This window comes from Profundibacterium mesophilum KAUST100406-0324 (assembly GCF_009835145.1).
Classification (GTDB): Bacteria; Pseudomonadota; Alphaproteobacteria; order Rhodobacterales; family Rhodobacteraceae; genus Profundibacterium; species Profundibacterium mesophilum.
The window spans coordinates 1-22,458 of record NZ_APKE01000016.1; the positions used below are offsets into that span (position 1 = coordinate 1).

General features: G+C 69.2%; 21 protein-coding genes, 1 pseudogene and 1 riboswitch. Of the genes and pseudogenes, 8 read left to right on the forward strand and 14 right to left on the reverse strand.

Features of this window, described 5'->3' with window-relative positions:
• A pseudogene (locus PMES_RS16675) lies at nt 1-181 on the reverse strand (GTP cyclohydrolase FolE2); the annotation flags it as partial.
• Nucleotides 182-330: 149 nt separating this feature from the next.
• The gene (gene metZ / locus PMES_RS07130; protein ID WP_159964896.1) at nt 331-1,521 is read right to left on the reverse strand and encodes an O-succinylhomoserine sulfhydrylase; all 1,191 of its coding nucleotides are present in this window, start codon (nt 1,519-1,521) and stop codon (nt 331-333) included.
• A gap of 47 nt (nt 1,522-1,568) precedes the next feature.
• A riboswitch (SAM riboswitch) is annotated at nt 1,569-1,647 on the reverse strand.
• Between the two features lie 105 nt (nt 1,648-1,752).
• Between metZ and PMES_RS07135 the strand changes: the two genes are divergently transcribed.
• Entirely contained in the window at nt 1,753-2,745 is a 993-nt protein-coding gene (locus tag PMES_RS07135; protein ID WP_159964898.1) for a hypothetical protein, read from the forward strand.
• On the forward strand, nt 2,657-3,364 hold the full coding sequence (locus PMES_RS07140) for a glutathione S-transferase family protein (RefSeq protein ID WP_159964900.1): 708 nt from the start codon (nt 2,657-2,659) through the stop codon (nt 3,362-3,364). Before PMES_RS07135 ends, PMES_RS07140 begins: the two co-directional genes overlap by 89 nt.
• Nucleotides 3,365-3,367: 3 nt before the next feature.
• Here PMES_RS07140 and PMES_RS07145 read toward each other — a convergent pair whose 3' ends face one another.
• Entirely contained in the window at nt 3,368-3,964 is a 597-nt protein-coding gene (locus PMES_RS07145; protein WP_159964901.1) for an inner membrane-spanning protein YciB, read from the reverse strand.
• A 205-nt stretch (nt 3,965-4,169) separates the two neighbouring features.
• Here PMES_RS07145 and PMES_RS07150 point away from each other — a divergent pair, with 205 nt between their 5' ends.
• Nucleotides 4,170-4,667, forward strand: coding sequence for an MgtC/SapB family protein (locus PMES_RS07150; protein WP_159964903.1), 498 nt, complete (start codon nt 4,170-4,172; stop codon nt 4,665-4,667).
• Between the two features lie 137 nt (nt 4,668-4,804).
• On the opposite strand, the gene ftsY is transcribed toward PMES_RS07150, so the two are convergent.
• Nucleotides 4,805-6,223 carry a signal recognition particle-docking protein FtsY gene (ftsY, locus tag PMES_RS07155; RefSeq protein ID WP_159964905.1) on the reverse strand — a complete coding sequence of 473 codons (1,419 nt, stop codon included), beginning with the start codon at nt 6,221-6,223 and terminating at the stop codon, nt 4,805-4,807.
• Nucleotides 6,224-6,320: 97 nt separating this feature from the next.
• On the opposite strand from ftsY, the gene PMES_RS07160 reads away from it, so the two are divergent.
• Complete coding sequence (locus tag PMES_RS07160; RefSeq protein ID WP_159964906.1) at nt 6,321-7,055, forward strand: BUD32 family EKC/KEOPS complex subunit; 735 nt, start codon at nt 6,321-6,323, stop codon at nt 7,053-7,055.
• 98 nt (nt 7,056-7,153) lie between these two features.
• On the opposite strand, the gene PMES_RS07165 is transcribed toward PMES_RS07160, so the two are convergent.
• Nucleotides 7,154-8,914, reverse strand: a complete 1,761-nt coding sequence (locus PMES_RS07165) for an NAD(P)H-dependent oxidoreductase subunit E (protein ID WP_159964908.1) — start codon at nt 8,912-8,914, stop codon at nt 7,154-7,156.
• 250 nt (nt 8,915-9,164) lie between these two features.
• Here PMES_RS07165 and PMES_RS07170 point away from each other — a divergent pair, with 250 nt between their 5' ends.
• Nucleotides 9,165-10,253 carry an alkane 1-monooxygenase gene (locus PMES_RS07170; protein WP_236549729.1) on the forward strand — a complete coding sequence of 363 codons (1,089 nt, stop codon included), beginning with the start codon at nt 9,165-9,167 and terminating at the stop codon, nt 10,251-10,253.
• Between the two features lie 24 nt (nt 10,254-10,277).
• Here the strand turns inward: PMES_RS07170 and xseA are convergent, their stop codons facing one another.
• Nucleotides 10,278-11,897: an exodeoxyribonuclease VII large subunit gene (gene xseA / locus PMES_RS07175; RefSeq protein WP_159964909.1), complete on the reverse strand. Its 1,620-nt coding sequence runs from the start codon at nt 11,895-11,897 to the stop codon at nt 10,278-10,280.
• 272 nt (nt 11,898-12,169) lie between these two features.
• Between xseA and purD the strand changes: the two genes are divergently transcribed.
• Nucleotides 12,170-13,468, forward strand: a complete 1,299-nt coding sequence (gene purD, locus PMES_RS07180) for a phosphoribosylamine--glycine ligase (protein ID WP_159964911.1) — start codon at nt 12,170-12,172, stop codon at nt 13,466-13,468.
• Nucleotides 13,469-13,539: 71 nt separating this feature from the next.
• On the opposite strand, the gene PMES_RS07185 is transcribed toward purD, so the two are convergent.
• Together PMES_RS07185 and PMES_RS07190 are read right to left on the reverse strand one after the other, a co-directional pair.
• The gene (locus PMES_RS07185) at nt 13,540-14,247 is read right to left on the reverse strand and encodes an FG-GAP repeat domain-containing protein (RefSeq protein WP_236549730.1); all 708 of its coding nucleotides are present in this window, start codon (nt 14,245-14,247) and stop codon (nt 13,540-13,542) included.
• A complete protein-coding gene (locus tag PMES_RS07190; RefSeq protein WP_159964912.1) occupies nt 14,244-14,567 on the reverse strand; it encodes a 2Fe-2S iron-sulfur cluster-binding protein in 324 nt (107 codons plus the stop codon). Before PMES_RS07190 ends, PMES_RS07185 begins: the two co-directional genes overlap by 4 nt.
• A gap of 141 nt (nt 14,568-14,708) precedes the next feature.
• Between PMES_RS07190 and PMES_RS07195 the strand changes: the two genes are divergently transcribed.
• Both PMES_RS07195 and PMES_RS07200 read left to right on the forward strand, forming a co-directional pair.
• Nucleotides 14,709-15,098, forward strand: coding sequence for an OB-fold nucleic acid binding domain-containing protein (locus PMES_RS07195; RefSeq protein ID WP_236549731.1), 390 nt, complete (start codon nt 14,709-14,711; stop codon nt 15,096-15,098).
• Nucleotides 15,099-15,180: 82 nt separating this feature from the next.
• On the forward strand, nt 15,181-15,795 hold the full coding sequence (locus PMES_RS07200; protein WP_236549732.1) for a peptidoglycan-binding domain-containing protein: 615 nt from the start codon (nt 15,181-15,183) through the stop codon (nt 15,793-15,795).
• A 67-nt stretch (nt 15,796-15,862) separates the two neighbouring features.
• Here PMES_RS07200 and PMES_RS07205 read toward each other — a convergent pair whose 3' ends face one another.
• From PMES_RS07205 to rpiA, 6 genes are all read right to left on the reverse strand, one after another.
• Nucleotides 15,863-17,398: a DegQ family serine endoprotease gene (locus PMES_RS07205; protein WP_159964915.1), complete on the reverse strand. Its 1,536-nt coding sequence runs from the start codon at nt 17,396-17,398 to the stop codon at nt 15,863-15,865.
• Between the two features lie 151 nt (nt 17,399-17,549).
• A complete protein-coding gene (locus tag PMES_RS07210; protein WP_159964916.1) occupies nt 17,550-17,747 on the reverse strand; it encodes a DUF2065 domain-containing protein in 198 nt (65 codons plus the stop codon).
• A complete protein-coding gene (hflC, locus tag PMES_RS07215; protein ID WP_159964918.1) occupies nt 17,747-18,925 on the reverse strand; it encodes a protease modulator HflC in 1,179 nt (392 codons plus the stop codon). The genes PMES_RS07210 and hflC overlap by 1 nt, the downstream gene beginning before the upstream one ends.
• On the reverse strand, nt 18,925-20,082 hold the full coding sequence (hflK, locus tag PMES_RS07220) for an FtsH protease activity modulator HflK (protein ID WP_159964920.1): 1,158 nt from the start codon (nt 20,080-20,082) through the stop codon (nt 18,925-18,927). The genes hflC and hflK overlap by 1 nt, the downstream gene beginning before the upstream one ends.
• An 83-nt stretch (nt 20,083-20,165) precedes the next feature.
• Nucleotides 20,166-21,650 carry an FAD-dependent oxidoreductase gene (locus PMES_RS07225; RefSeq protein ID WP_159964922.1) on the reverse strand — a complete coding sequence of 495 codons (1,485 nt, stop codon included), beginning with the start codon at nt 21,648-21,650 and terminating at the stop codon, nt 20,166-20,168.
• A gap of 4 nt (nt 21,651-21,654) precedes the next feature.
• Entirely contained in the window at nt 21,655-22,443 is a 789-nt protein-coding gene (gene rpiA / locus PMES_RS07230) for a ribose-5-phosphate isomerase RpiA (protein ID WP_159964923.1), read from the reverse strand.
• Between the last annotated feature and the right edge of the window lie 15 nt (nt 22,444-22,458).

A 22,458-nucleotide genomic window follows, 5' to 3' on the forward strand; every position in this document is an offset into this window, starting at 1 on the left:
TCGCGCGGTAGACCGCGTCCGCCGAGAAATCCTCAGGGTAGGCCCGCGCCAGAGCGGGATAGGCAGACCCCGAGGACGGCGGGGGCCCCGAAGGAACGGGAGGCGTGGGGGAGGCCGGCGCCGCCTCCCCGCTCCGGGCCGCGGTATCGATCTTGCGCGTCTTTTCGAGCAGTGCGTTCATGGTCCGGGCCTCCTGACTTGGACCCTCCCCAGATAGGCATGGCGCGCGCTTCTTTCAAAGGCGGCGCCCTGCCCCGATGCCCATGTCCCGCCACTTTCGGCCCGGTGCTTGCAACCCCGTGCCCCCGGGCCGGCGCCGCGCCCCGATGCTCAGTCCTGCGCGACCTTGTCCAGGGCCTGGCGCAGGTCCGCCAGCAGGTCGGCGGCATCCTCGAGCCCGACGCTCAGCCGCACCAGGCCCGGCGCGATGCCAAGCTGCTCCTTCGTCTCCGGCGAGAGGCGCTGATGGGTGGTGGTGGCCGGGTGGGTGATGATCGACTTGGCATCCCCCAGGTTGTTGGAGATCAGCACGATCCGCAGCGCATTGAGGAACCTGAAGGCCGCCTCCTGCCCGCCGGCAATCTCGAAGGACACGACCGTGCCCCCCGCCCCGATCTGCTCCATCGCGATGGCGTGCTGCGCATGGGAGGTGAGGCCGGGATAGATCGTCCGCGTCAGCCGCGCATCCGTGCCGAGCGCCTCGGCGATCGTCTGCGCGGTCGCGGCCTGCGCGCGCACCCGCAGATCGAGCGTCTCCATCCCCTTGAGCATGATCCAGGCGTTGAAGGGCGACATCGCCCCGCCGGTATGCTTGAGATAGGGCTCGACGGTCTTGCGGATGAACTCGTGGGTGCCGAGGATCACCCCGCCCAGCGCCCGCCCTTGCCCGTCGATATGCTTGGTGGCCGAGTAGATCACGACATCCGCGCCGAGCGCGATCGCCTTGGAATAGACGGGCGTGGTGAAGACATTGTCGACGACGACGAGGGCGCCGGCCGCATGTGCAAGCTGCGCCACGGCGCGCAGATCCACGACCTCGAGGGTCGGGTTGGAAACCGATTCGAGAAAGACGGCCCGGGTGTCGGGGCGGATCGCCGCACGCCAGGCGTCCAGATCGGTGCCGTCCACGAACGTCACCTCGACGCCGTAGCGCGTGAGGATCTCCTCGAGGATATAGCGGCAGGACCCGAAGAGCGCCCTTGCGCTGACCACGTGATCGCCCGCCTTCAGCATCGCACTCAGCGCGCCATTGACGGCCGCCATCCCGCTGGCGGTGGCAAAGGCGTCCTCCGCCCCCTCGAGCGCGGCGATGCGTGCCTCGAACATGGCCGTGGTCGGATTGCCGTAGCGGGCATAGATGAACTCGTCGGGGCCGGCCTTCTCGAACCTCGCGGCGGCCTGCTCGGCGCTGTCATAGACGAAGCCCTGGGTCAGGAAGATCGCCTCGCTGACCTCGCCATACTGACTGCGGCGCACGCCCGCATGGACCATCTTCGTGCGATCGCCCCAGTTCTCGTCCATTGCCGTAATCCTTCCAGACAGAGAAAACCCCCACCGCTCAGAGGCGCCGGGGGTTGGCCCTGACCTCTTTAGCGGATTGTTTAACGTGGCCCGCAATCGGGTGATCAAATCGCCACAGCGTCCTCCAATAATGGCGTTGCGCGGGGCGGTCAAGCAGCGCGCGCCCCCGATTTACCATCTTTGCACAACAGCCTCATAGCCTCGGGGAGAGTGATGAGCGGAGGCGCCGACATGCCGTTACTGCGATGCGATTACACCGCTTCGGGCGAGATCGCCGGCTGGCCCGAGGCCTGCCGTGTTGCGGCCCGGAGCCTGTCCAGAAGCCCGATCATCGTGATGACCCACGGGCTGCGCTACAGTCCCGGCGCGGGGCCGCGCTGTCCGCATCGTCGGCTGCTTTCGCTGACGCCCGAGCCGGGCTTCGCACGGGCCTTCTCCTGGCCGCGCGCGCTCGGTGTTCCGCGCCGCAGGCCGCGGCCGGGAGAGCCGGTCTGCATCGCGCTGGGATGGCCGGCGCGCGGCCCATTGTGGCAGGTGGCACGCCGCGCCGACGCCGCGGGGGCGGCTCTCGGCCGTCATCTCGGCGCGCTGGCAGAGGCGGCCGGGCGGCCCGTGCATCTCTTTGCCCATTCGCTGGGCGCCAGGCTCGTGCTCGGCGCCGTCGCGGCGGCCCCGAGCGGGGCGGCCGGACGCGCGATTCTGCTTTCCGCGGCGGCGTTGCGCCGATCGGCGCGCGATGCGCTTGCGGCGGGGAGCGGCACCGGCGGGGGGACCGAGATCGTCAATGTCACGAGCCTCGGCAACCGGCTCTTCGACATGGCGCTCGAGATCGCCTTCGCCGCGCCCGGCCAGAGCCTTGGCCGCGGGCTGGGCCGGGACCATCCGCGCTGGCTCGACCTGCCGATCGACATGCCGGGCACCTGCGCCGCGCTCGACCGGCTCGGTTTCCCGCAGCAGCGGATGAGCCGTCTCGTCTCGCATTGGGGATGCTACCTGCAACCGGGGACATTCGCCCTCTACCGGCACCTTCTGGGCCGCGCCGCACCGCCGCTGGAACCCCTTCGCCGCGCCTTGCGGGACTTGCATGCCGAGCGCGCCCGGCCCAGTCTGGAGGCGAACCCGCAGGAGCCCCGGCATGACTTCGCAGATCGATCTCTATTACTGGCCCACCCCGAATGGCTGGAAAATCTCTATCGCCCTCGAGGAGATGGGTCTGCCCTATGAAACGCATCTGATCGACATTTCCGCGGGGGATCAGTTCGCCCCCACCTTCCTCGCCCTCTCGCCCAATGGCAAGATGCCGGCGATCACCGATCCCGAAGGCCCCGGCGGCACGCCGGTCTCGCTCTTCGAATCGGGGGCGATTTTGCAATATCTCGCCCGCAAGACCGGCCGCTTCACCGGCCGCGGCGAGCGCGGCCGGATGGCGGTCGATCAATGGCTGATGTGGCAGATGGGCGGCCTTGGCCCGATGGCCGGGCAGGCGCACCATTTCCTCAAATACGCGCCACGCATGGACCCCCCGAACGACATTCCCTATGCCAAGGACCGCTACCGCCGCGAGGTCGCGCGCCTTTACGGCGTGCTCGATCTGCAGCTCTCGCGCCACGAGTTCGTGGCCGGCCCCGATTACAGCATCGCCGACATGGCGATCTGGCCCTGGGCATCGCTCTGGGAGGGGCAGCAGCAGACGCTCGAGGACAAGCCGCACATGGCCCGCTGGCTCGATACGCTGGCCGCGCGGCCGGGCGTCGCGGCGGGGCGCGCCCTTTTCGCCGAGAAGCGGCAGGAGACCGCGCCGAGCCGCGCCCAGCAGGCCAACCTCTTCGGCAAGCCCAGCTGAGCGCTATTTCTGCGCCGTTCCATGCTCCCGGAAGAGCTTTCCCTGCACGAGGAAGAAGGCGAAGATCGCGATGGTCAGGCCGAATGTCTTGAAGTTCACCCACGCATCGGTGGACATCGTGCGCCAGATCAACTCGTTGAGCACGGCCAGTCCGAAGAAGAACGCACAGAAGCGGCGGGTCAGGATCATCCAGCCCGCCTGGTCGAGCGGGATCATCTCGTCCATCACGAGGCGCAGGTAGCTCTGTCCGCGCAGCAGGCCGATGCCGAGGATCGCCCCGAAGATCGCATAGATCAGCGTCGGCTTCATCTTGAAGAAACGCTCGTCGTTGAACCAGACGGTCAGGCCCCCGAAGATCACCACCAGCACCAGCGTGACCAGCTGCATCTTCGACACGGAGCCCGTCAACCGCCACAGCAGGAACGTGCTCAGCGCGATGACCGGCACGAAGCCCGCCGTGATCAGGACGAAGCCCGAATACTCGGTCCCCCCGATCAGGAAGCTGCGATCGCGCAGCCACAGATAGGCCACGAAGAACAGCACCACCGGCCCCAGCTCAAGGATCGATTTGGTCAGGGGGGAGATCGATTTCTCGCTCATCAGGCACTCCGTTGCGCGGTTTCGCTCGACAGGCCGGCGGCGCGCATGCCGACTGTCCCGCACCGCGCATAGCGCCGGCGCCGCGTCATGTCGAGCCGGCGGGGGCGCACATGCGGGTGATTGCGGGCCCCGGGACGCTTCGGGACGGGCACTTGCCCGCCTTCCCGCTTTGCGGCAGAAGCCTTCTCCGAAGGGACGCGAGGTTATGCTGGAAATTCTGCTCGACGAGATGCGCGGATCGTTCACCAATGTGCCCCCGGCCGTGGCGGCCGCGCGCCTGACGGCGGCGCTCGTTCTGGGCGGGCTGATCGGCATCGAGCGAGAGCGGCGCGGAAAACCGGCCGGTCTGCGCACCCATATGCTGATTTCGGTGGCCGCGGCCCTCTTCATCATCGTCAGCCAGCAACTCGGCAGCCTGCCCTTCGGCAGCGATGGCGAGATCAGGATCGATCCGCTGCGCCTGATCGAGGCGGTCACCGCCGGCGTCGCCTTCCTGGCGGCGGGGATCATCTTCACCTCCGGCGGCCAGGTGCGCAACATCACGACCGGCGCTTCGATGTGGCTTTCGGGCGCGGTCGGACTGGCCTGCGGCTCGGGGCAGATCCCGCTCGCCTTCATGGCAAGCGTCATCACCGTGGCGATCGTCGGCCTCGTCGGCGCGGCGGAGCGCCGGATGAGCAAGGGCGATCCCGAGGAGGACTGAGCGGGGATGCAGGGCCCCGTGCCCGCGCGGCCGAGATGCGGCGCGCGCTCAGGCGCGAGCGGCTGATCCGGCGCCCGCGCCTGTCCGGTGCCCGTGCCTGTATCCGTGCTCGTGTCCGTGCCCCGGCCGGTGCCCGGTCAACGCGGCACCGAGCCGGTCAGGGCCGCCGCGAATTCCTCCGGCTCGAAGGGTGCGAGATCGTCGATCTGCTCGCCCACCCCGATCGCATGGATCGGCAGGGCGAAACGGTCGGCCAGCGCCACCAGCACGCCGCCACGGGCGGTTCCGTCGAGCTTGGTCATCACGAGCCCCGAGACATCCGCGAGCTTCTGGAAGGTCTCGACCTGGTTCAGGGCGTTCTGTCCGGTCGTCGCATCGAGGACAAGCAGCGTGTTATGCGGCGCGGAGGGATCCTTCTTGCGGATCACGCGCACGATCTTGGCCAGCTCCTCCATCAGGTCGGCACGGTTCTGAAGGCGCCCGGCTGTGTCGATCATCAGCAAGTCCGCACCGTCGGCCTCCGCCCGGCTCATCGCGTCGAAAGCGAGGCTGGCGGGATCGGAGCCCTGCGGCGCGGTCATCACCGGCACCCCGGCCCGATCGCCCCAGACCTGAAGCTGCTCCACCGCGGCCGCGCGGAACGTGTCGCCCGCCGCGATCACCACCGATTTCCCGGCGGCGCGGAACTGGCTGGCCAGCTTGCCGATCGTCGTGGTCTTGCCCGAGCCGTTCACCCCGACGACCAGTACCACCTGCGGGCGCTTGGCATAGAGCGGCATCGGCCGGGCGACGGGCTCCATGATGCGGGCGATCTCCTGCGACAGGAGGCGCTTGATCTCGTCGCTCGAGAGCCGCTTTCCGAACCGTCCCTCGGCCATGTTCGCGGTCACCCGGAGGGCCGTCTCGACGCCCATGTCCGAAGCGATGAGCAACTCCTCGAGCTGTTCGAGCATCTCGTCGTCGAGGATACGGCGCGGCGCGGCGCTTCGCCGGCCGAACATGCGCCCCAGGAGGCCGGGCTCGCCGCGCGCCTCCACATCCGCCTCCTGCCCGCCGCCGGAGGCGGGCGGTTCCGGCAGCTCGATCGGCGCGGGCGCCTGGGACGGGGCATCTGGCCGCGGCACTTCGAGCGGGGGCGAGCCGGCGGGCAATTCCTGCGGCGCGGGAGGCGCGGGGGGCGCCGCGGGATCGGCGAGGGGTCCGGGGGCGCCTGCCGGCCCGGCCGGCTGCGGGTCGTGCGGCTGCGGCGCCTCGGGCGGTGGAGAGGCGGGGGCGGGATCGCGCGGGCCGGGTTGCGGCGCGGGATCGTCGGGCCGTGCCGGGCTGGGCGCGGGCGACGGGAATGGCTCTGGCGCATCGGGCCGTGGTGCATCGGGCTTGGGTGCATCCGGCTCGGGCACATCCGGCTCGGGCGCACCCGAACGGGAAGAGGCCGGCTCCCGGGCCTCCTGCGTGCCTTCCTCCTCCGCGCCATCGGCGACGATCGCGTCCAGCCCATCCTCCAGCTTGGAGGAGGATTTGAAGAGCTTGGTCTTGAGCTTGTTGAAGAATGACATGGCCGGCCCCCTGCTTCACTCCCACCTAGGACAGTTGGAGCGCGGATGGAAGGGAGGCGGGGATTGCGGCAGCGCGCGCGCAACTTATAGTCTCGCCATGACCGATCCCGCCCTGTCCGCCGCGATCCGCGCCGCCCTCGCCGCCAATCCCGCCCGCGTGCAGCGCCTCGAGCACGAGGGGCGCGTGATCTGGATCAAGCGGCCGGAGCGCCTTGCCGGCCTGCGACGCCTTCAAAAGGGCGATCCCGCGCGCGCCTTCGCCGCGGAGATGGCCGGTTTGCGGGCCCTTGCCGCCGCGGGCTGCCCCGTTCCGGATATCCTCGACGCGGGTCCCGCGCATCTCGCGGTGGAGGATGCGGGCCTGTCGCTCGCCGCGATCCTGCGCGAGGGAGAAGGCAGCGCCGCGCGGCGGATCACCGTCCTTGCCGAGGCCGGGCACGCGCTTGCCCGCCTTCACCTCTCGGGTCACAGCCATGGCCGTCCCGCGCCGCGCGATCTGTGCTGGGATGGCAGGCGCATCGTCTTCATCGACCCCGAGCGCTACGCGGCCGCGCGCAACACCCCGGCGGGACATGCCGACGATCTGCTGCTTTTCGCGCTCGGCGCCCATGCGGTCAGCCAGGAGCCACGTCCCGAGATCGACGCCGCGCTCGGCGCCTATCGGCGCGCCGCCGGCCCCGAGCTGTGGTCGGCGGCCTTGGCGCGCGCCGGGCGGCTGCGATGGTTCGACTGGCTCAGTCGCCCGCTGCAGATGCGTCGCCCCGGCAAGGCCAAGGAGTTCAAGGCGATCCCGCTCACCCGTGCCGCCCTCGCGCGCGCCGCGTCCGGTTGAGCCGAGGCACGCGGGACGAGGGCCAGGGCGCGGCGGCCCGAGACGGGCCAGGACGAGACGAGGCGGGGCGAGACGGGGCGGGGCGAGACGGGGCGGCGTCAGCCGTCCTGACCGCGCCGCTCGAGACTTTGGTCGCTGTCATAGCCCGCATCGTCCGGCACATCGCCGCCCGTGCCGACCTCCTGCGCGAAATGCTCCATCACCAGCTTGATGGGATTGGGCGCCGCCTGCCCCAGACCGCAGATCGAGGCATCGGTCATCGCCACGCACAAGTCCTCGAGCAGGTCGCTGTCCCAGCGCTCGGCCTGCATCAGCTTGACCGCCTTCTCGCAGCCCACCCGGCAGGGCGTGCATTGTCCGCAGCTTTCATCCTCGAAGAAGCGCAGCATGTTGAGCGCGGCATCGCGGGCGCTGTCCTGCTCCGACAGGACCACCACGGCCGCCGACCCGATGAAGCTGCCGAGGGGCTGCAGCGTGTCGAAATCGAGCGGCACGTCGTCGATGCTGGCCGGGAGCAGCCCCGAGGACGGTCCGCCCGGCTGGTAGGCCTTGAAGACATGGCCCACGGCCATGCCGCCCGCCGCCTCGATGATATCGGTGATCGTCGAGCCCGCCGGCAAAAGGTAGACGCCCGGCGCCGCCACCCGGCCCGAAACCGAATAACTGCGCAGCCCCTTGCGCCCGTTCTTCTCGGTCGCCGACAGCACCTGCGGCCCCTCGCGGCAGACCCGCGCGACCCAATGCAGCGTCTCGACATTGTGCACCAGCGTGGGACGGTCAAAGATGCCGACCTGTGCCACGTAGGGCGGGCGGTGGCGCGGTATGCCGCGCTTTCCCTCGATGCTCTCGATCATGGCGCTTTCCTCGCCGCAGATATAAGCACCCGCTCCGCGCCGCAGATCGATGTAGCCGGGCGCCACGATGCCGGCCGTCTCCAGGGCGGCGATCTCGCGGCGCAGGATTTCCAGAACGGCGGGATATTCGTCGCGCATGTAGATGAAGCAGGTCTCGGCCTCCACCGCCCATGCGGCGATCAGCATGCCCTCGAGAAAGAGATGCGGCCTGCGTTCGAGGCAGTAGCGGTCCTTGAAGGTGCCCGGCTCGCCCTCGTCGCCGTTCACCGCGAGGTAGCGGGGCCCGGGATTGGCGCGCACGAAGCCCCATTTCTTGCCCGACGGGAAGCCGGCCCCGCCCAGCCCGCGCAGCCCGCTCTCCAGCACCTGCTGCTGCACCGCCTCCCAGTCGCCGCCGCTCCGCAGTTTCCCGAGCGTCTCGTAGCCGCCCCCGGCGGCATAATCGGCATGGGTCTCGTAGCCTGGTAGATGCGCATGGGTGTCGCCCGCGGCGATCGCGGCCTCGACCTTCTGCACCGTCGCATGGTCGATATGGTTATGCCCGATCTCGAGCACCGGCGCGGTGTCGCAGCGCCCCATGCAGGGCGCGCGCAGCACCCGCACCTGCGCCGGGTCGAGCCCGTCCTCGAGCGCGGCCTTCAGCGTCTGCGCCCCGGCCAGCTCGCAGCTGAGCGAATCGCAGACCCGGATGGTCAGGGCGGGCGGCGGCGTCTCGCCCTCGCGCACCACGTCGAAATGCGCGTAGAAGCTGGCAACCTCGTAGACTTCGGCCTGGCTCAGCGACAGCTCGTGGGCCAGCGCCCGAAGATGCGCCGCCGAAAGGTGGCCGAACCTGTCCTGGACCAGGTGCAGATACTCGATCAGCAGGTCCTTGCGGCGCGGACGATCGGCGAGAAGATCGCGGATCCGTGCCCAGGCCTCGTCGTCGAGCTGGCGTCCCTTGGGAGTCGCACGCCCCTTGCCCTTGCCCGATTTCCAGACCTCCTTGCCATCGTCGAGCGCCATCTACGTCTCCTCCTGCCGCGATCATGTGCCTGTCTGGAACCAGACTAGAGGCTGCGGCGCGCCGGGCCACGCGGAAAACGGACCGGCACGACTTATGTATCGGTCCCATCATCGCGCGGCGGCGCGGATGCCTGTCGTACCGGCGCGACCTCCGGTGGCATGATGGCGACGTATGGGCGCTCTTTGGCTTCCACCCGGCGTCCATCCGTCTATGATCGGCACGCCAGATTGCGCAACATGGAGGACGCCGATGCCGGGCCAGATGATTCTCCATGCCGCCGCCCCGCTCCTGCCCGCCGCGCTGATCGCCGTGGGCACGCAGCTTGGTGGGCCGTGGATCGCCGCGGCGCTCGCGGCGATGACCCTCGGGGCGGCAATCCTCGACCGGCAGCTCCCCGCCGCGCCGGCCGCACCGCCCGGCGCGGCAGTTCCCTCCTTGCGCTGGACCGCCCTGCCCGTGGCGATCGCCATTGCCCATTTCGCGCTTCTCGCCCTGGTGCTGCGCGCCCTTGCGGGGCATCCGGGCACCGGCGGCGCGGCCCTGGGCGGGCTCGAGCGGGCCGGCCTGTTGCTGGCGATGGGGCTGTGGGCGGGCCAGGTTGCCAATGCCGATGCGCATGAGCTCATCCACCGTCCGGCGCGCGGACTGCACCGCTTGGGCGCGGCGATCTATGTCACTCTGCTCTTCGGACATCATTGCGCGGCGCATATGCTGGTGCATCACCCGCTCGTCGGCACGCCCGACGATCCCGCCACGGCGCCGCGGGGCATGTCGCTCTACCGCTATCTGCCGCGTGCGTGGATCGGCGGGTTCCGGGCCGGCGCGGCGGCACAGACGCGAAGGCTCAGGAAGCGTCACGGCGCGGCATGGTGGCGGCATCACCCCTACCTGGTCTATGTCGGCGGCGCGGCCGGCTGCCTTGCCGCCAGCGGGCTCGCCTTCGGCTGGCACGTCCTGCCTTGGTATCTGTCGCTTGCCGGTCTCGCGCAGAGCCAGCTCCTGATGACCGATTACGTGCAGCATTACGGCCTCGTCCGGCCGCGCGGCGCCGACGGACGCCTGCCGCCGGTCGGCGCGGGGCACAGCTGGAACGCCCCGCACCGTTATTCGGCGGCGATGCTGCTGAACGCACCGCATCATTCGCGCCACCACCAGTCGCCGGGCCTGCCCTACGGTGCCCTGGGCATCGCCGACGGCGCGCCCCGCCTGCCCGCCCCCCTTCCGATGATGGCGACGCTCGCGCTGTGGCCGCGCGGCTGGCGGCGCCTGATGGACAGGCGCGTCGCGGCCATCCGAAACGCGGCGGCAACAGACGGGGCCACGGCATCCCCGCGGTGACGGCGCAATGACCGCGCCGGGGCCTCAGAGCAAACTGCCCTGCTCCGGGGGGGGTGACTTGGGAGTGGATTTGCGCCGGGGCGTGCCGATCTGGAGCCGCCCGTCGGCGAACTCGATCTCCAGCCCTTTCGCGCCCTCCGCCTCGGCCCGGCGCGTGACAAGCGCGCCATCCGCGCGCACCACGGCATAGCCCCGGCGCAATGTCGCGCGGTAGCCCAGCGTCTCGCGCAGGCGGTCGAGCGCGGCGAGCCGCGCGCGGCGCTCCTCGAGCCGGGACATGCCGATCCGCGACAAACGCCGCGACAGCGTCTCGAGACGATCCTGCCCGACCCGCAGCCTCCGCTCGGCCAGGGACGGCACCAGCCGCTTGGCGAGGGGGGTGAAACTGCCGCTCCTGGCGGCCAGTCCGCGGCGCAGCCCGCCGGCGAGGCGAACCTGCCATTGCGCCAGGCGCTCCCGGCGCATCGCGACCCCCCGGCCAAGCGCCGGCTGCAGGCGCGTCTCGAGCGCCGCGAGCTGGCGCGCGGTGCCGGCAAGCTGCCGCGAGAGGGTCTGCGGACGCAGCACGGCGGCCGCCTCGGCGAGGCGCGAACGGCGGGCCGCGACCGTTCCCTTCAAGGCCGCGGGAAGGCGCATTTCAGCGTGATCGAGCCTCTGGCGCGCCTGCCCGGTCAGGCTTTGCGGACGCGGCAGCGCACGGCCGAGATCACGCAGCCTCTGATCGCGCAGTGCGATCGCCTGGGCGGCGGCACGCGCGAGCCGCGCGCCCTGGCCATCGGTCCATGCCAACAGGTCGAGCCGCACCGGAACCGCGCGCTCGGCCGCCGCGCTCGGGGTTGGCGCGCGGTGATCGGAGACGTAATCGATCAGGGTCGTGTCCGTCTCGTGGCCCACCGCCGAGATCAGGGGAATGTCGCTGGCCGCGGCGGCGCGGGCGACGATCTCCTCGTTGAACCCCCACAGATCCTCGATCGAGCCCCCGCCGCGCGCCACGATGATCAGGTCCGGGCGCGGGATCGCCCCATCCGGCGTCAGCGCGTTGAACCCCTCGATGGCGCGCGCCACCTGCGGCGCGCTCGCCTGCCCCTGCACGGCCACCGGCCAGACCAGCACCTTGCGCGGGAAACGGTCGGCCAGACGGTGCAGGATGTCACGGATCACCGCGCCCGAGGGCGATGTGACCACCCCGATCACCTTCGGCAGGAACGGCAGCGGCTTCTTGCGGGCCGCGTCGAAGAGACCCTCCGCCTCGAGCTGGCGCTTGCGCTTCTCGAGCATCGCCATCAGCGCGCCCACCCCGGCGGGGCGCAGGTCATCCACCGTCAGCTGGTATTTCGACTGCGAGCCGAAGGTGGTCAGCCGCCCCGTGGCGATCACCTCCATCCCCTCCTCGGGCCGCGCCGCGAGCCCGGCCACCTGCCCCTTCCAGGCAACCGAGGCGAGCACGTTGCGCTCGTCCTTGATGTCGAAATAGAGATGCCCCGAGCGTGCCGCGAAGACCCGTCCGACCTCTCCGCGCACCCGCACCCGGCCGAATTCTCCCTCGATCACCCGCTTGAGCGCGCCGGAAATCTCGCTGACGGTGAATTCGGGCGTGTTCGGCCCCGGCCCGCCTTCGTCCAGAAGATCGTCGAGTCCGCTCATCGCGCCGTCTCCGGGCCCGGCGCGATCGGCATGGCGGGACAGAGCGCGCGCGCGGTGGCGCGAGGACGAGTGGGCTGTCCTTGGCATCGGGTCATGGCGGGAACCTTTCGCATGGGGCACGAGTGGGACGGGATATCGGGCGGTGGGCGGTGGGCGGGCCGCATCCCGCCCGGCAATTCCGAGCGACAGGCGAACACCTAAGCCGCGCTGGCCAGCCCCGTCAATCCTTGCTACCAGAGCCCAGCTTTTGACAGGCAGGGCGGAGTTCCGACATGAATATCCTCATTCTCGGCGGCGGTGGCCGCGAACACGCGCTCGCCTGGGCGGTGATGCAGAACCCCAAATGCGACCGCCTGATCGTGGCGCCGGGCAATGCCGGCATCGCGCAGATCGCCGAATGCGCGTCGCTCGACACGGAAGATGCCGGCGCGGTGGTCGAGCTGGCCGAGGCAGAGGCGATCGACTTCGTCATCATCGGGCCGGAGGCGCCGCTGGCCGCCGGGGTTGCCGACGAACTGCGCGACGCCGGCCTGCTGGTCTTCGGGCCCAGCCGGGAGGCGGCGCAACTCGAGGCGTCCAAGCGCTTCACCAAGGAGATCTGCGACGCGGCCGGCGCCCCGACCGCAGGCTGGGCCCGGTTCGACAGCGCCGCTCCCGCCCATGCCCATATCGCCAGGATAGGGGCGCCGATCGTGGTCAAGGCCGACGGGCTGGCCGCCGGCAAGGGCGTCGTCGTCGCCGAGACCGAGGCCGATGCCATCGCGGCTGTCGACGACATGCTGGGCGGCGCGTTCGGAGGGGCCGGCGCCGAGGTGGTGATCGAGGAATTCATGACCGGCGAGGAAGCGAGCTTCTTCGTGCTGTGCGATGGCGAGACCGTCCTGCCGATCGGCACGGCGCAGGATCACAAGCGCATCGGCGAGGGCGATACCGGGCCCAATACCGGCGGCATGGGAGCCTATTCCCCCGCGCCGGTGATGACGGATGCGGTGACGCAGGCGGCGCTGGAGCGGATCGTGCGTCCCTGCATGGCCGAGATGGCGCGGCGGGGCACGCCCTACCAAGGGGTTCTCTATGTCGGGCTGATGATCGAGGAAGGCGCGCCGCGGCTCGTGGAGTTCAACGCCCGTTTCGGCGATCCCGAGGCGCAGGTGCTGATGATGCGGCTCGGCGCGCAGGCGCTCGACCTGATGCAGGCCTGCGCCGAGGGGCGTCTTGCCGAGATGCGGGTGAACTGGGCCGAGGATCACGCCGTCTGCGTGGTGATGGCGGCGCAGGGCTATCCCGGCGCCTATGGCAAGGGCGACGTCATCGGCGGCCTCGAGACCCTGCCCGAAAGCAGCGTGCAGATGCTCTTTCACGCCGGAACGGCCGCGCGGGACGGCAAGATCGTCTCGGCGGGTGGCCGGGTGCTCGGTGCGACGGCGCGTGCCGATACACTCGAGCGGGCCTGCGAAATGGCCTATGCGCTCTGCGACGCGGTGGACTGGCCGCAAGCGGTGTTCCGCCGCGACATCGCCTGGCGCGCCCTCGGCCGCGAGGATAACCGGCGCGCCCCCTGCACGACTTGAGACAGCGCGCTTTCAGCGTGACCCGAAGGCCCCCCGGCATGGCCCGCATCGAGGCGCCCGGACGCCGCGCCTCAGCAGGCCGCGGCGAGATCGAGCGAGCCGGCTTCCTTGTAAAGACCGGCCGGACGCGACCGCAGCACGCCGCCGGCAAAGGTGACATGCATCACCTCGCGCCAGTCCCCGTCGGCCAGAACCATCACCGGGCCCGTGTCGCATTGCGCGATCCCGCCCTCGATCACCGGCGATCCGATCCGGTGATTGGTCAGGCCGGGCGCCCTGGCCGCAAGCTCCAGCGCGCCGTCGACGAACCGCCAGATCATCAGCTCCTTGGCCAGATGCGGACGGTCGACATAGGCAATCTCGATCACCCCGTCGCCATCGAGATCGATCGCGCCGATCGGCGCGAGCCAGCGGTTGGGCGTGCCGATGAACGGGGTCGCGCCGATCAGGCCCTCGATCCCGTAGACCGACAGCCGCGCGCCGCGTGAGAGGTCCGTCTCCACCACGAGGACCTCCGGCTTGCCGTCGCCATCGACATCGGCCAGACGCGGCTCGGTATCCTCGAAGACCCGGCTCTCGGGCAGGGTCAGGCGCAACTCGCGCCCTTCATGGGTCTTCATCACGAGCGTGCCCCATTCGATCTCGTCCCCCAGAATTCCGTGGGCATAGCGATCGGTCGGCGTGTCGTAGAAGGCCTCGGTGATTTCAGCGCGCGCGGTGCCGGACCACAGGGCCGTGCAGGTCGCGGCGGTGAGAAGAGAGCGGATGACAGGTTTCAAATCTGTTTCTCGGGCATCTGCACCACCAGTCCGTCGAGCGCGTCGCTCACCGTGAGCTGGCAAGTCAGGCGCGAGCGGGCGGGATCGGGCTTGTAGGCGAAATCGAGCATGTCCTCCTCCATCGCGTCCTTGGCGGGAAGCTTCTCGGACCAGTCCTCGGCGACGTAGACATGGCAGGTCGAGCAGGCGCAGGCACCGCCGCAATCGGCCTCGATGCCGGGAATGCCGTTGTCGCGCGCGCCCTCCATGACCGTCATGCCGTTGGCCACTTCGACGACATGCTCCTTGCCGCCATGTTCGATATAGGTAATTTTCGCCATTTCGTCCCTCTTATATTCCTGAAACCGTTATGTAAGGCGGTGCCGGTGGCCCGGCCAGTGCGATCACCCGGATCGGACGAGATTTGCGCCATGCCAAGGCGCTCCCTTGGCCGCACGGCGCCGATGTTCTATATATGTTCCATGAGCGATTTCGACCCCCCTCCCCCCGGCTGGCCGCGCCCCCCCGCCTGCCTGCCTGCCGGGCAACTCGACATTCCCCCGAACGGGGCGCGCGTCCGGGTGGCCGGGCTCGTGCTGATCCGGCAGCGGCCCGGCACGGCCCACGGGGTGATCTTCCTCACGCTCGAGGACGAGACGGGAACCTGCAACGTGATCGTGTGGAAATCGCTCTACGAGCGGTTCCGGCGGGCGGTGATCGCCGGGCGCTGCCTGCGGGTTCTGGGCCGGGTCCAGCGCGAGGGCGGCGTCATCCATGTCATCGCCGAGGAGATCGAGGATATCAGCTGGATGCTCGACGATCTGTTGCGCGCCGATCCCGAGCAAGGCGAAATCGACCGGCCCGAAGGCTGACGCCTTGCCGCCCGGCCCCATGCCCCTAGACTGTGCCGGCGGCGCACCATGGCGCGCCGTGCCTCGCGAAAGGGTCGAGCCCGTGGCATTCACGAAGACGCGACAGCCCGAAGACCGGGACACGGCACGCGGTCATGCCGCGAAAGCGCTTCTTCTGGCCGCGCTTCTTCTGGCCGCGCTCCTCCTGGCCAGCTGCGCCCCGAGCCCGCCGCCCGTGTCGCGCTTCGCCGAGCCCGAACTCGTCGTGCGCCGCAGCGCCCCGCCGAGCGATGCGCCGAAGAGCGGCGAATGCCGGGCACGCGACGACACGCCGGCGCGGGTCGAGACGGTGACCGAGCACCTGCGCGTGCCCGAGCGCCGCGATGCCGATGGCACCGTCCTGAGCCCCGCCGGCTACCGCACCGTCACCCACCAGCGCATCGTCGAGGACCGCGCGAGCATCTGGTTCGAAACCCCTTGCCCGGAGGTGATGACCCGCGCCTTCATCATAAGCCTGCAACGGGCCCTCAAGGTGCGCGGTCTCTACGCGCAGGCCCCCAGCGGCACGCTCGATGCGCCCACCCGTGCCGCCATCCGCAGGTTCCAGGCCGAGCAGGGCCTCGATAGCGGGGTGCTGAGCATTGCCGCGGCCAAGCGGCTCGGGCTTGTCCGCTACAGCCGCGCGGAGGCGCTGCGAACGGGCGGGAGCGGGACATGAGAAAGGGCGCCCTCCCACCGGAGAGCGCCCCTGTCCATCCGCGGCCAAGACGGTGCCGCGCTGCCGATCAGCTCAGCGGCAGGGCCACGAAGCGCGGCTCGCCATTGCGCCGCACCAGCAGCAGGAGCGACTTGCGGCCGGCCTCGCGGGCCTGCTCGATGCGGGTGGTGAGCTCGGCGGTCGAGGCGACCTTCTCCTGGCCCGCCTCGGTGATCACATCACCCGCGCGGATGCCCTTCTCGTAGGCTTCGCTGTCCTCCTGGACATCGGCGACCGCGATGCCGTCATCGCTCTCGTCGAGGCCGAGCTGTTCGCGGATCTCCGCGTTCAGCGGGGTCAGGGTCAGGCCCAGCAGCTCTTCGGAGCTCTGCGGCAGGTCTTCCTCGGCGTCGATCGATGCCGGGATCGCCTGGGCATCCTCACGGCGGCCAAGGGTGATCTTCAGTGTCTCGGTCTTGCCCTCGCGGAAGACGACGACCCTGACGGCCTTGCCAACCTCGGTATTGCCGACCTGGCGCACCAATCCGCGCGTATCCTCGACCTCGACACCGTCGAAGCTGGTGATGACGTCACCGGACTGGATCCCGGCCTCGGCCGCGGGTCCCTCGGGAACATCGGTGACGAGTGCGCCGGCGGCCGTTTCGAGGCCGATCGATTCGGCGATGTCATCGCTGACATCCTGGATACGCACGCCAAGCCAGCCACGGCGCGTCTCGCCGAATTCCTGAAGCTGGTCGATGACGCGCTTGACGACATTGGCCGACATCGCGAAACCGATGCCGATCGAGCCGCCATTGGGTGACAGGATGGCCGTGTTCACCCCGACCACTTCGCCGTCCATGTTGAAGAGCGGGCCGCCGGAATTGCCCCGGTTGATCGCCGCGTCGGTCTGGATGTAGTCGTCATAGGTGCCCGAAAGCGCCCGGTTGCGCGCCGACACGATGCCCGAGGAAACCGAGAAACCCTGTCCGAGCGGGTTGCCCATGGCCATCACCCAGTCACCCACGCGCGACGTGTCGCTGTCGGCGAAGGGAACCGGCACCAGCGGCGCCTCGCTCGAGACCTTCAGCAGGGCGATGTCGGTGTTGGGATCGGTGCCGATCACCTCGGCAATCAGCTCCTCGCCGTTGAAGAACTCGATCGTGATCTCGTCCGCGCCGTCGATGACGTGGTTGTTGGTGACGATGAAACCATCCTCGGAGATCACGAAACCCGATCCGAGCGCCTGGCTGCGGCGCGCGCCGCGATCGGGGGCGCCCGGTGCGCCGGGACCGTTACGGTCCATGAAATCGCGGAAGAAATCCTCGAAGGGCGAGCCTTCGGGCACCACCGGCGCCGGACCGCCGCGGGCCGCGACAGTGGTCGACGTGGTAATGTTGACGACGGAAGGGCTGACCTGCTCGGCAAGGTCGGCGAAGCTCTCCGGCGCGGCGCGGGCCTCGGTGGCGACGGCCGGGGCGAGCGCCAGGGCCGCGGCGATGGCGAAGGCCGAGACGAGGCGCTGCGGGCGCTGGATGATGGGGGCTGCGGTTTGGACTTGAGAGATCACACTCTTCTCCTCTGAATAGCGTGCTGAGTTCCTGTTCCGGGGGCCCGCCGCCATGGCACGGGGACATGGCGCATCGGGTTTCCCGCTGATCGCATCCTATAAATAGGAACGTGCCGCAGCATCTCAAAGGCCTGTTGCACGCTCTCAACGGAGCGTGAAAACCCGTAACATTGCGCCGCCGGTCCCGCTTCGTGCCCGCCGCGCCCTATTCCGCGCCCAGTCCCCGCGCGAGCCAGACAAGTGCGACGCCCGATGCCAGTGCCGCAAGCCCGATCACGCGCCGGGTTTCGGGCGGCATCCGGCGCAGCAGATCGAAGAGGTCCTCGATACGCGAAGGGGCCAGTGCAAGCACCAGCCCCTCGATCACGAGCACAAGTCCCGCTCCGTAAAGGAGCTGAAGCATCAGTTCGCCGGCGCGGCGCGGTCCGGATCGACCGCCGCATCGCCCTCGGCCGCGGGGGCCGTGCCCTCGTCGCTGCCGGCCTCCCCTTCGGGCCCGAAGAGGGCATCGTCGAGGGACGTGTCGGCGGCGCCGTCCGGCGCCTCCTGGCCAGCGGGCCGCTCATCGCCCGTGCCGGAACCGGTCTGCGCGCCGGTCTGCGTCTCGGCGGGCGGGGTCTCATCTCCGCTGGCGGCGGCGGGTGCGGAAGCGCCGGTTTGGGTGCCCCCGGCATTCGCGCTCGCCGCGGGCGCAGGCTGCACGCGCCCGCGCGGCTGGTCGGACTTGAGATAGTCGAAGAAGGAACTGTCGGGCGACAGGATCAGGGTCGAGTTCCCCTCGTTCAGCGAGCGCTGATAAGCCGTCAGCGAGCGATAGAATTCGAAGAATTCCTGATCCGCGCTGAAGGCCTCGGCGAAGATCCCGCTGCGGCGGGCATCAGCTTCACCGCGCACGATCTCGCTCTCCTTCTGCGCCTCGGAGACCAGCTCGACGACCGTCCGGTCGGCAAGGGCACGCACGCGCTGCGCCGCTTCCTCGCCGCGGGCCCGCTCGTCCGTCGCCTCGCGTTCGCGCTCGGCGCGCATCCGCTCGAAGGTCGCGGCGAGGTTCTGCTCGGGCAGAGCGGTCTGCTTGAGGCGCACGTCGATCACCTCGAGGCCCAGCGCGGCGGAGCGCCGGCGCGCCTCGTCACGGATGCGCGTCATCAGCGCGGCCCGGTCCGACGACAGGATGGTGTTCGACGTCACGCCGTCGGAGCCCAGGACCGCCCGCGTCTGGGTGGTCAGGATCGAGGCGAGGCGGCTCTCGGCGGCACGGATGCCGCCCACGCCCACGGCGCGGCGGAACTGCTCGACATCCGCGATGCGGTAGCGCGCGAAGGCATCGACCACAAGGCGGCGGTCATCGCTGGGCGTGACCTCGATCGGATCGGTGTCGAGCGACAGGATGCGGTCGTCGTAGCGCACGACCTCCTGGATCAGCGGAACCTTGAACGCGAGGCCCGGCTCTTCCTTGACGTCGCGGATCTGCCCGAATTGCAGTACCAGCGCCTTCTGGCGCTCGTCCACGATGAAGACCGAGCTGAGCAGCAGAACGATCACCGCGACCGCGGCGACCAGGATGATTGTGGTTCGGCGCATCAGTTGCTCCCTCTGCCGGAATTACGGCCCAGTTCGTTCAGCGGAAGATACGGCACGACGCCCTGCGCGCCGGAGCCCTCGTCATCGAGGATGACCTTGTCGACACGGCCGAGAACCTCTTCCATGGTTTCCAGATAGAGCCGCCGGCGCGTCACTTCCGGCGCCTTGCGATACTCGCCCAGCACGGCGGAGAAGCGGCTCGCCTCACCCTGTGCCTCGTTGACGACGCGCGCCCGGTAGCCCTCGGCCTGCTCGAGCACCTGCGCCGCCTCGCCCCGCGCTCCGGCGAGCACCTGGTTCGCATAGGCGTCGGCCTGCCGCTCGAGACGGTCACGCTCCTGTTCGGCGGCCTGCACGTCGCGGAAGGCGTCGATCACCTCGGTGGGCGGGTCGGCCTTGTCGAGGTTGAGGCGGACGATGTTCACGCCGCTGTCATAGGCGTCGAGCGTATCCTGGATGAGCTGCTGCACGGTGGCCGCGATGAGGTCGCGGTCCCGGTTCAGGATCGGCGCCAGTTCGGATTGCGCGATGACCTCGCGCATGGCCGATTCGGAGACGGCGCGGATGGTTTCCTGGGGCTCGGCGAGGTTGAAGAGATAGAGCGCCGGATCGGAAATGTTCCAGACCACCTGGAAATCGATATCGACGATGTTCTCGTCGGTGGTCAGCATCAGGCCGTCATCGCGTCCCTGCCCGCGTCCGACACCGATATCCTCGGTCTGCTCTCGCGTGACCGGGATCACCTCGGCGGTGACGAAGGGCCACGGCGCGAAGTTCAGGCCCGGATTGCCGGTGGAGCTGTATTCGCCGAGAAAGAGTTCGACCGACTGCTCTTCCGGGCGCACGGTGTAGAAGCTGGCGAAGAGCCACAGCACGACCGCCGCGAGCCCGGCGATGATGAAGGTGCCGCGCGAGAAGCCCGGCCCGCCGCTGCCCGTGCCGTTGCCGCCGCGATTGCCGCCGCGTCCGCCCATCAGGACGCGAAGCTGCTCCTGGCCCTTCTTCATGATCTCGTCGATATCGGGCACCTGCGGCCCCTCGCCGGGACGGCGCGATCCGGGACGGCGATCGGGGCCGTTTCCACCGCTGCCGCCACCATCGCCACCCATGCCGCCGCGAGGGCCGCTGCCCCAGGGTCCGCCGTTATTGCTCGCCATCTTAGGTGCAATCCCTTCTGTCGGTCTGAACTTCGTGTAGGAATTCGGGTTCGACTGTTAATTGTATACTGCGGCCCACAGGTTCAAGCGCGCCGCACGGGGGTTTTCATGGTGACCAGTTCCTCGGCCATGGTCGGATGCACCGCGCAGGTCTGATCGAACTGCTCCTTGGTCGCACCCATCTTGATCGCGATCCCGGCAAGCTGGATCATTTCGCCGGCCATCTCCGCGACGATATGACAGCCCAGAACCGTGCGGCTCTCGGCATCCACGATCAATTTCATCAGGACACGGTCGGTCCGGCCTGCGAAAGCCTGCTGCATCGCCTTGAAGGATGTCGAGTAGATCTCGACCCCGCCGCGCTCCATCGCCTCCTCCTCGGTCATGCCGACCGTGCCCATTTCGGGCTGGGTGAAGATCGCCGAGGGAACGAGATCGTGATCGGGCTTGGTCGGATTGCCCGAGAAGACGGTGTTCGTGAAGGCCACCCCCTCGCGGATCGCGACAGGCGTCAGCGCCAGGCGGTTGGTGACGTCGCCGATCGCGTAGATCGAGGGCACCGAGCTTTGCGAGTAGTCGTCCACCTCGATCTCGCCCTTGCGACCCAGGCGCACGCCGGTATCCTCGAGGCCCAGCTCGCGGGTGTTGGGGGCCCGTCCCGTCGCAAAGAGCACCGTGTCGAAGACCCGCTCGGAGCCGTTGGTCGCCTTGACGCGCAAGGGGCCGTGATCCTCGAAAGGCGCGTCGACCTCGAGATTGCGCGTCTCGCCGCCGCCATGCCCGACCGATTGGCCCACCGGCGCACTGTCTGCCGCGTCGGATGCGGTGCCGCCGCCGCTTTCGGGATGCGCTTCGGAGGCGGGCGCCATCTCGACGATGTTGGTGCCGACATGAAGATCGACGCCCTGTGCGCGCATCATCTCGGCCACCAGCCCGCGCGCCTCGTCATCGAAGCCGCGCAGCACCTGGGCGCCGCGATAATATTGCGTCACCTTGACGCCCAGCCCCGTCAGGATGCAGGCGAATTCGCAGGCGATATACCCGCCCCCCACGATCAGCATGCTCTCGGGCAGGGTTTCCATCTGGAAGATGTCGTTGGAGACCATGCCCATCTGCGCGTTCGGCAGATCGGGCCGGATCGGATGCCCGCCGGTCGCGATCAGGATATGGCGCGCGCTCATGGTGCTGCCATCGGCCAGCGTGACGGTATGCGCGTCGACCAGCCTGGCACGGCTGTCGAATATCTCGACATCCGAATTGCCCAGGGTCTTGCGGTAGACCGTCTCCAGGCGGTCGAGCTCGGCATGCAGCGTGCCGCGAAAATGGCGCCAGTCGAACGCCCCGATCTGCGTTTTCCAGCCATAGGCCGCGGCATCCTCGACACTGCGCGGGTAGCTCGAGGCATAGACCATCAGCTTCTTGGGCACGCAGCCCCGGATGACGCAGGTCCCGCCCATGCGGTATTCCTCGGCCAGCGCCACGGATGCGCCGGTCGCCGCGGCGGTGCGCGCCGCCCGGACCCCGCCGGAGCCACCGCCGATGACGAAGAGATCATAATCGAATGCCATGCTGTCAGTCTCCAAGATCCGAAAAGAGGTTGTCGCTGTCGACGAATTCGATCCGGTCCTCCTGGGTAGTGCCGGTGTTGATGTCCTTCACCTCGACCTTGCCATTGCCGTGGCCAATCACAACGATATCGCAGATGTCGATGAAAAGGCCATTCTCGACCACGCCGGGGATCTGGTTGATCACCAGGGCAAGCTGCCGCGCATTGCCGATGCGCTTGAGATGCAGATCGAGGATGTGGTTGCCCTCGTCTGTCACGAAGGGCATGTCGCCGTTCAGCCGCAGGCTCGTGCTGTCGCCGAGCACATCGAGCGATGACAGGCTTTCCTCGACCAGCGCCTTGGTCGTCTGCCAGCCGAAGGGCACGACCTCGATGGGCAGCGGGAAGGCGCCCAGCGTCTCGACCTGCTTGGACTTGTCGGCGATCACGATCATCCGGTCGCTTGCCGTGGCCACGATCTTCTCCTGCAACAGCGCGCCGCCGCCACCCTTCACCAGGTTCAGCTCGGCGTCGAACTCGTCCGCCCCGTCGATCGTCAGGTCGAGCCAGCGCGCCTCGTCGAGGCTGGTCACGGTGATCCCCACTTGCCGCGCAAGCTCGGCGGTCCGGGTCGAGGTCGGCACGCCGGTGATGCGCAGCCCGTCCTTCTGGATCATCTCCCCCAGGCAGCGGACCAGCCACGCGGCGGTCGAACCGGTTCCAAGACCCACGCGCATGCCGTCCTCGACATAGTCGCAGGCCCGTTTCGCGGCGACGAACTTGGCGGTATCGATGGGCGAAAGGTGGCCTGACATAATGCGATCTCCGTT

Excerpts from the sequence above, each read along its gene's own strand:
- metZ (WP_159964896.1), bottom strand. The coding sequence starts at position 1,521 with ATGGACGAGAACTGGGGCGATCGCACGAAGATGGTCCATGCGGGCGTG.
- PMES_RS07135 (WP_159964898.1), top strand. The coding sequence starts at position 1,753 with ATGCCGTTACTGCGATGCGATTACACCGCTTCGGGCGAGATCGCCGGC.
- PMES_RS07140 (WP_159964900.1), top strand. The coding sequence starts at position 2,657 with ATGACTTCGCAGATCGATCTCTATTACTGGCCCACCCCGAATGGCTGG.
- PMES_RS07145 (WP_159964901.1), bottom strand. The coding sequence starts at position 3,964 with ATGAGCGAGAAATCGATCTCCCCCCTGACCAAATCGATCCTTGAGCTG.
- PMES_RS07150 (WP_159964903.1), top strand. The coding sequence starts at position 4,170 with ATGCTGGAAATTCTGCTCGACGAGATGCGCGGATCGTTCACCAATGTG.
- ftsY (WP_159964905.1), bottom strand. The coding sequence starts at position 6,223 with ATGTCATTCTTCAACAAGCTCAAGACCAAGCTCTTCAAATCCTCCTCC.
- PMES_RS07160 (WP_159964906.1), top strand. The coding sequence starts at position 6,321 with ATGACCGATCCCGCCCTGTCCGCCGCGATCCGCGCCGCCCTCGCCGCC.
- PMES_RS07165 (WP_159964908.1), bottom strand. The coding sequence starts at position 8,914 with ATGGCGCTCGACGATGGCAAGGAGGTCTGGAAATCGGGCAAGGGCAAG.
- PMES_RS07170 (WP_236549729.1), top strand. The coding sequence starts at position 9,165 with ATGCCGGGCCAGATGATTCTCCATGCCGCCGCCCCGCTCCTGCCCGCC.
- xseA (WP_159964909.1), bottom strand. The coding sequence starts at position 11,897 with ATGAGCGGACTCGACGATCTTCTGGACGAAGGCGGGCCGGGGCCGAAC.
- purD (WP_159964911.1), top strand. The coding sequence starts at position 12,170 with ATGAATATCCTCATTCTCGGCGGCGGTGGCCGCGAACACGCGCTCGCC.
- PMES_RS07190 (WP_159964912.1), bottom strand. The coding sequence starts at position 14,567 with ATGGCGAAAATTACCTATATCGAACATGGCGGCAAGGAGCATGTCGTC.
- PMES_RS07195 (WP_236549731.1), top strand. The coding sequence starts at position 14,709 with ATGAGCGATTTCGACCCCCCTCCCCCCGGCTGGCCGCGCCCCCCCGCC.
- PMES_RS07205 (WP_159964915.1), bottom strand. The coding sequence starts at position 17,398 with ATGGCGGCGGGCCCCCGGAACAGGAACTCAGCACGCTATTCAGAGGAG.
- PMES_RS07210 (WP_159964916.1), bottom strand. The coding sequence starts at position 17,747 with ATGCTTCAGCTCCTTTACGGAGCGGGACTTGTGCTCGTGATCGAGGGG.
- hflC (WP_159964918.1), bottom strand. The coding sequence starts at position 18,925 with ATGCGCCGAACCACAATCATCCTGGTCGCCGCGGTCGCGGTGATCGTT.
- hflK (WP_159964920.1), bottom strand. The coding sequence starts at position 20,082 with ATGGCGAGCAATAACGGCGGACCCTGGGGCAGCGGCCCTCGCGGCGGC.
- PMES_RS07225 (WP_159964922.1), bottom strand. The coding sequence starts at position 21,650 with ATGGCATTCGATTATGATCTCTTCGTCATCGGCGGTGGCTCCGGCGGG.
- rpiA (WP_159964923.1), bottom strand. The coding sequence starts at position 22,443 with ATGTCAGGCCACCTTTCGCCCATCGATACCGCCAAGTTCGTCGCCGCG.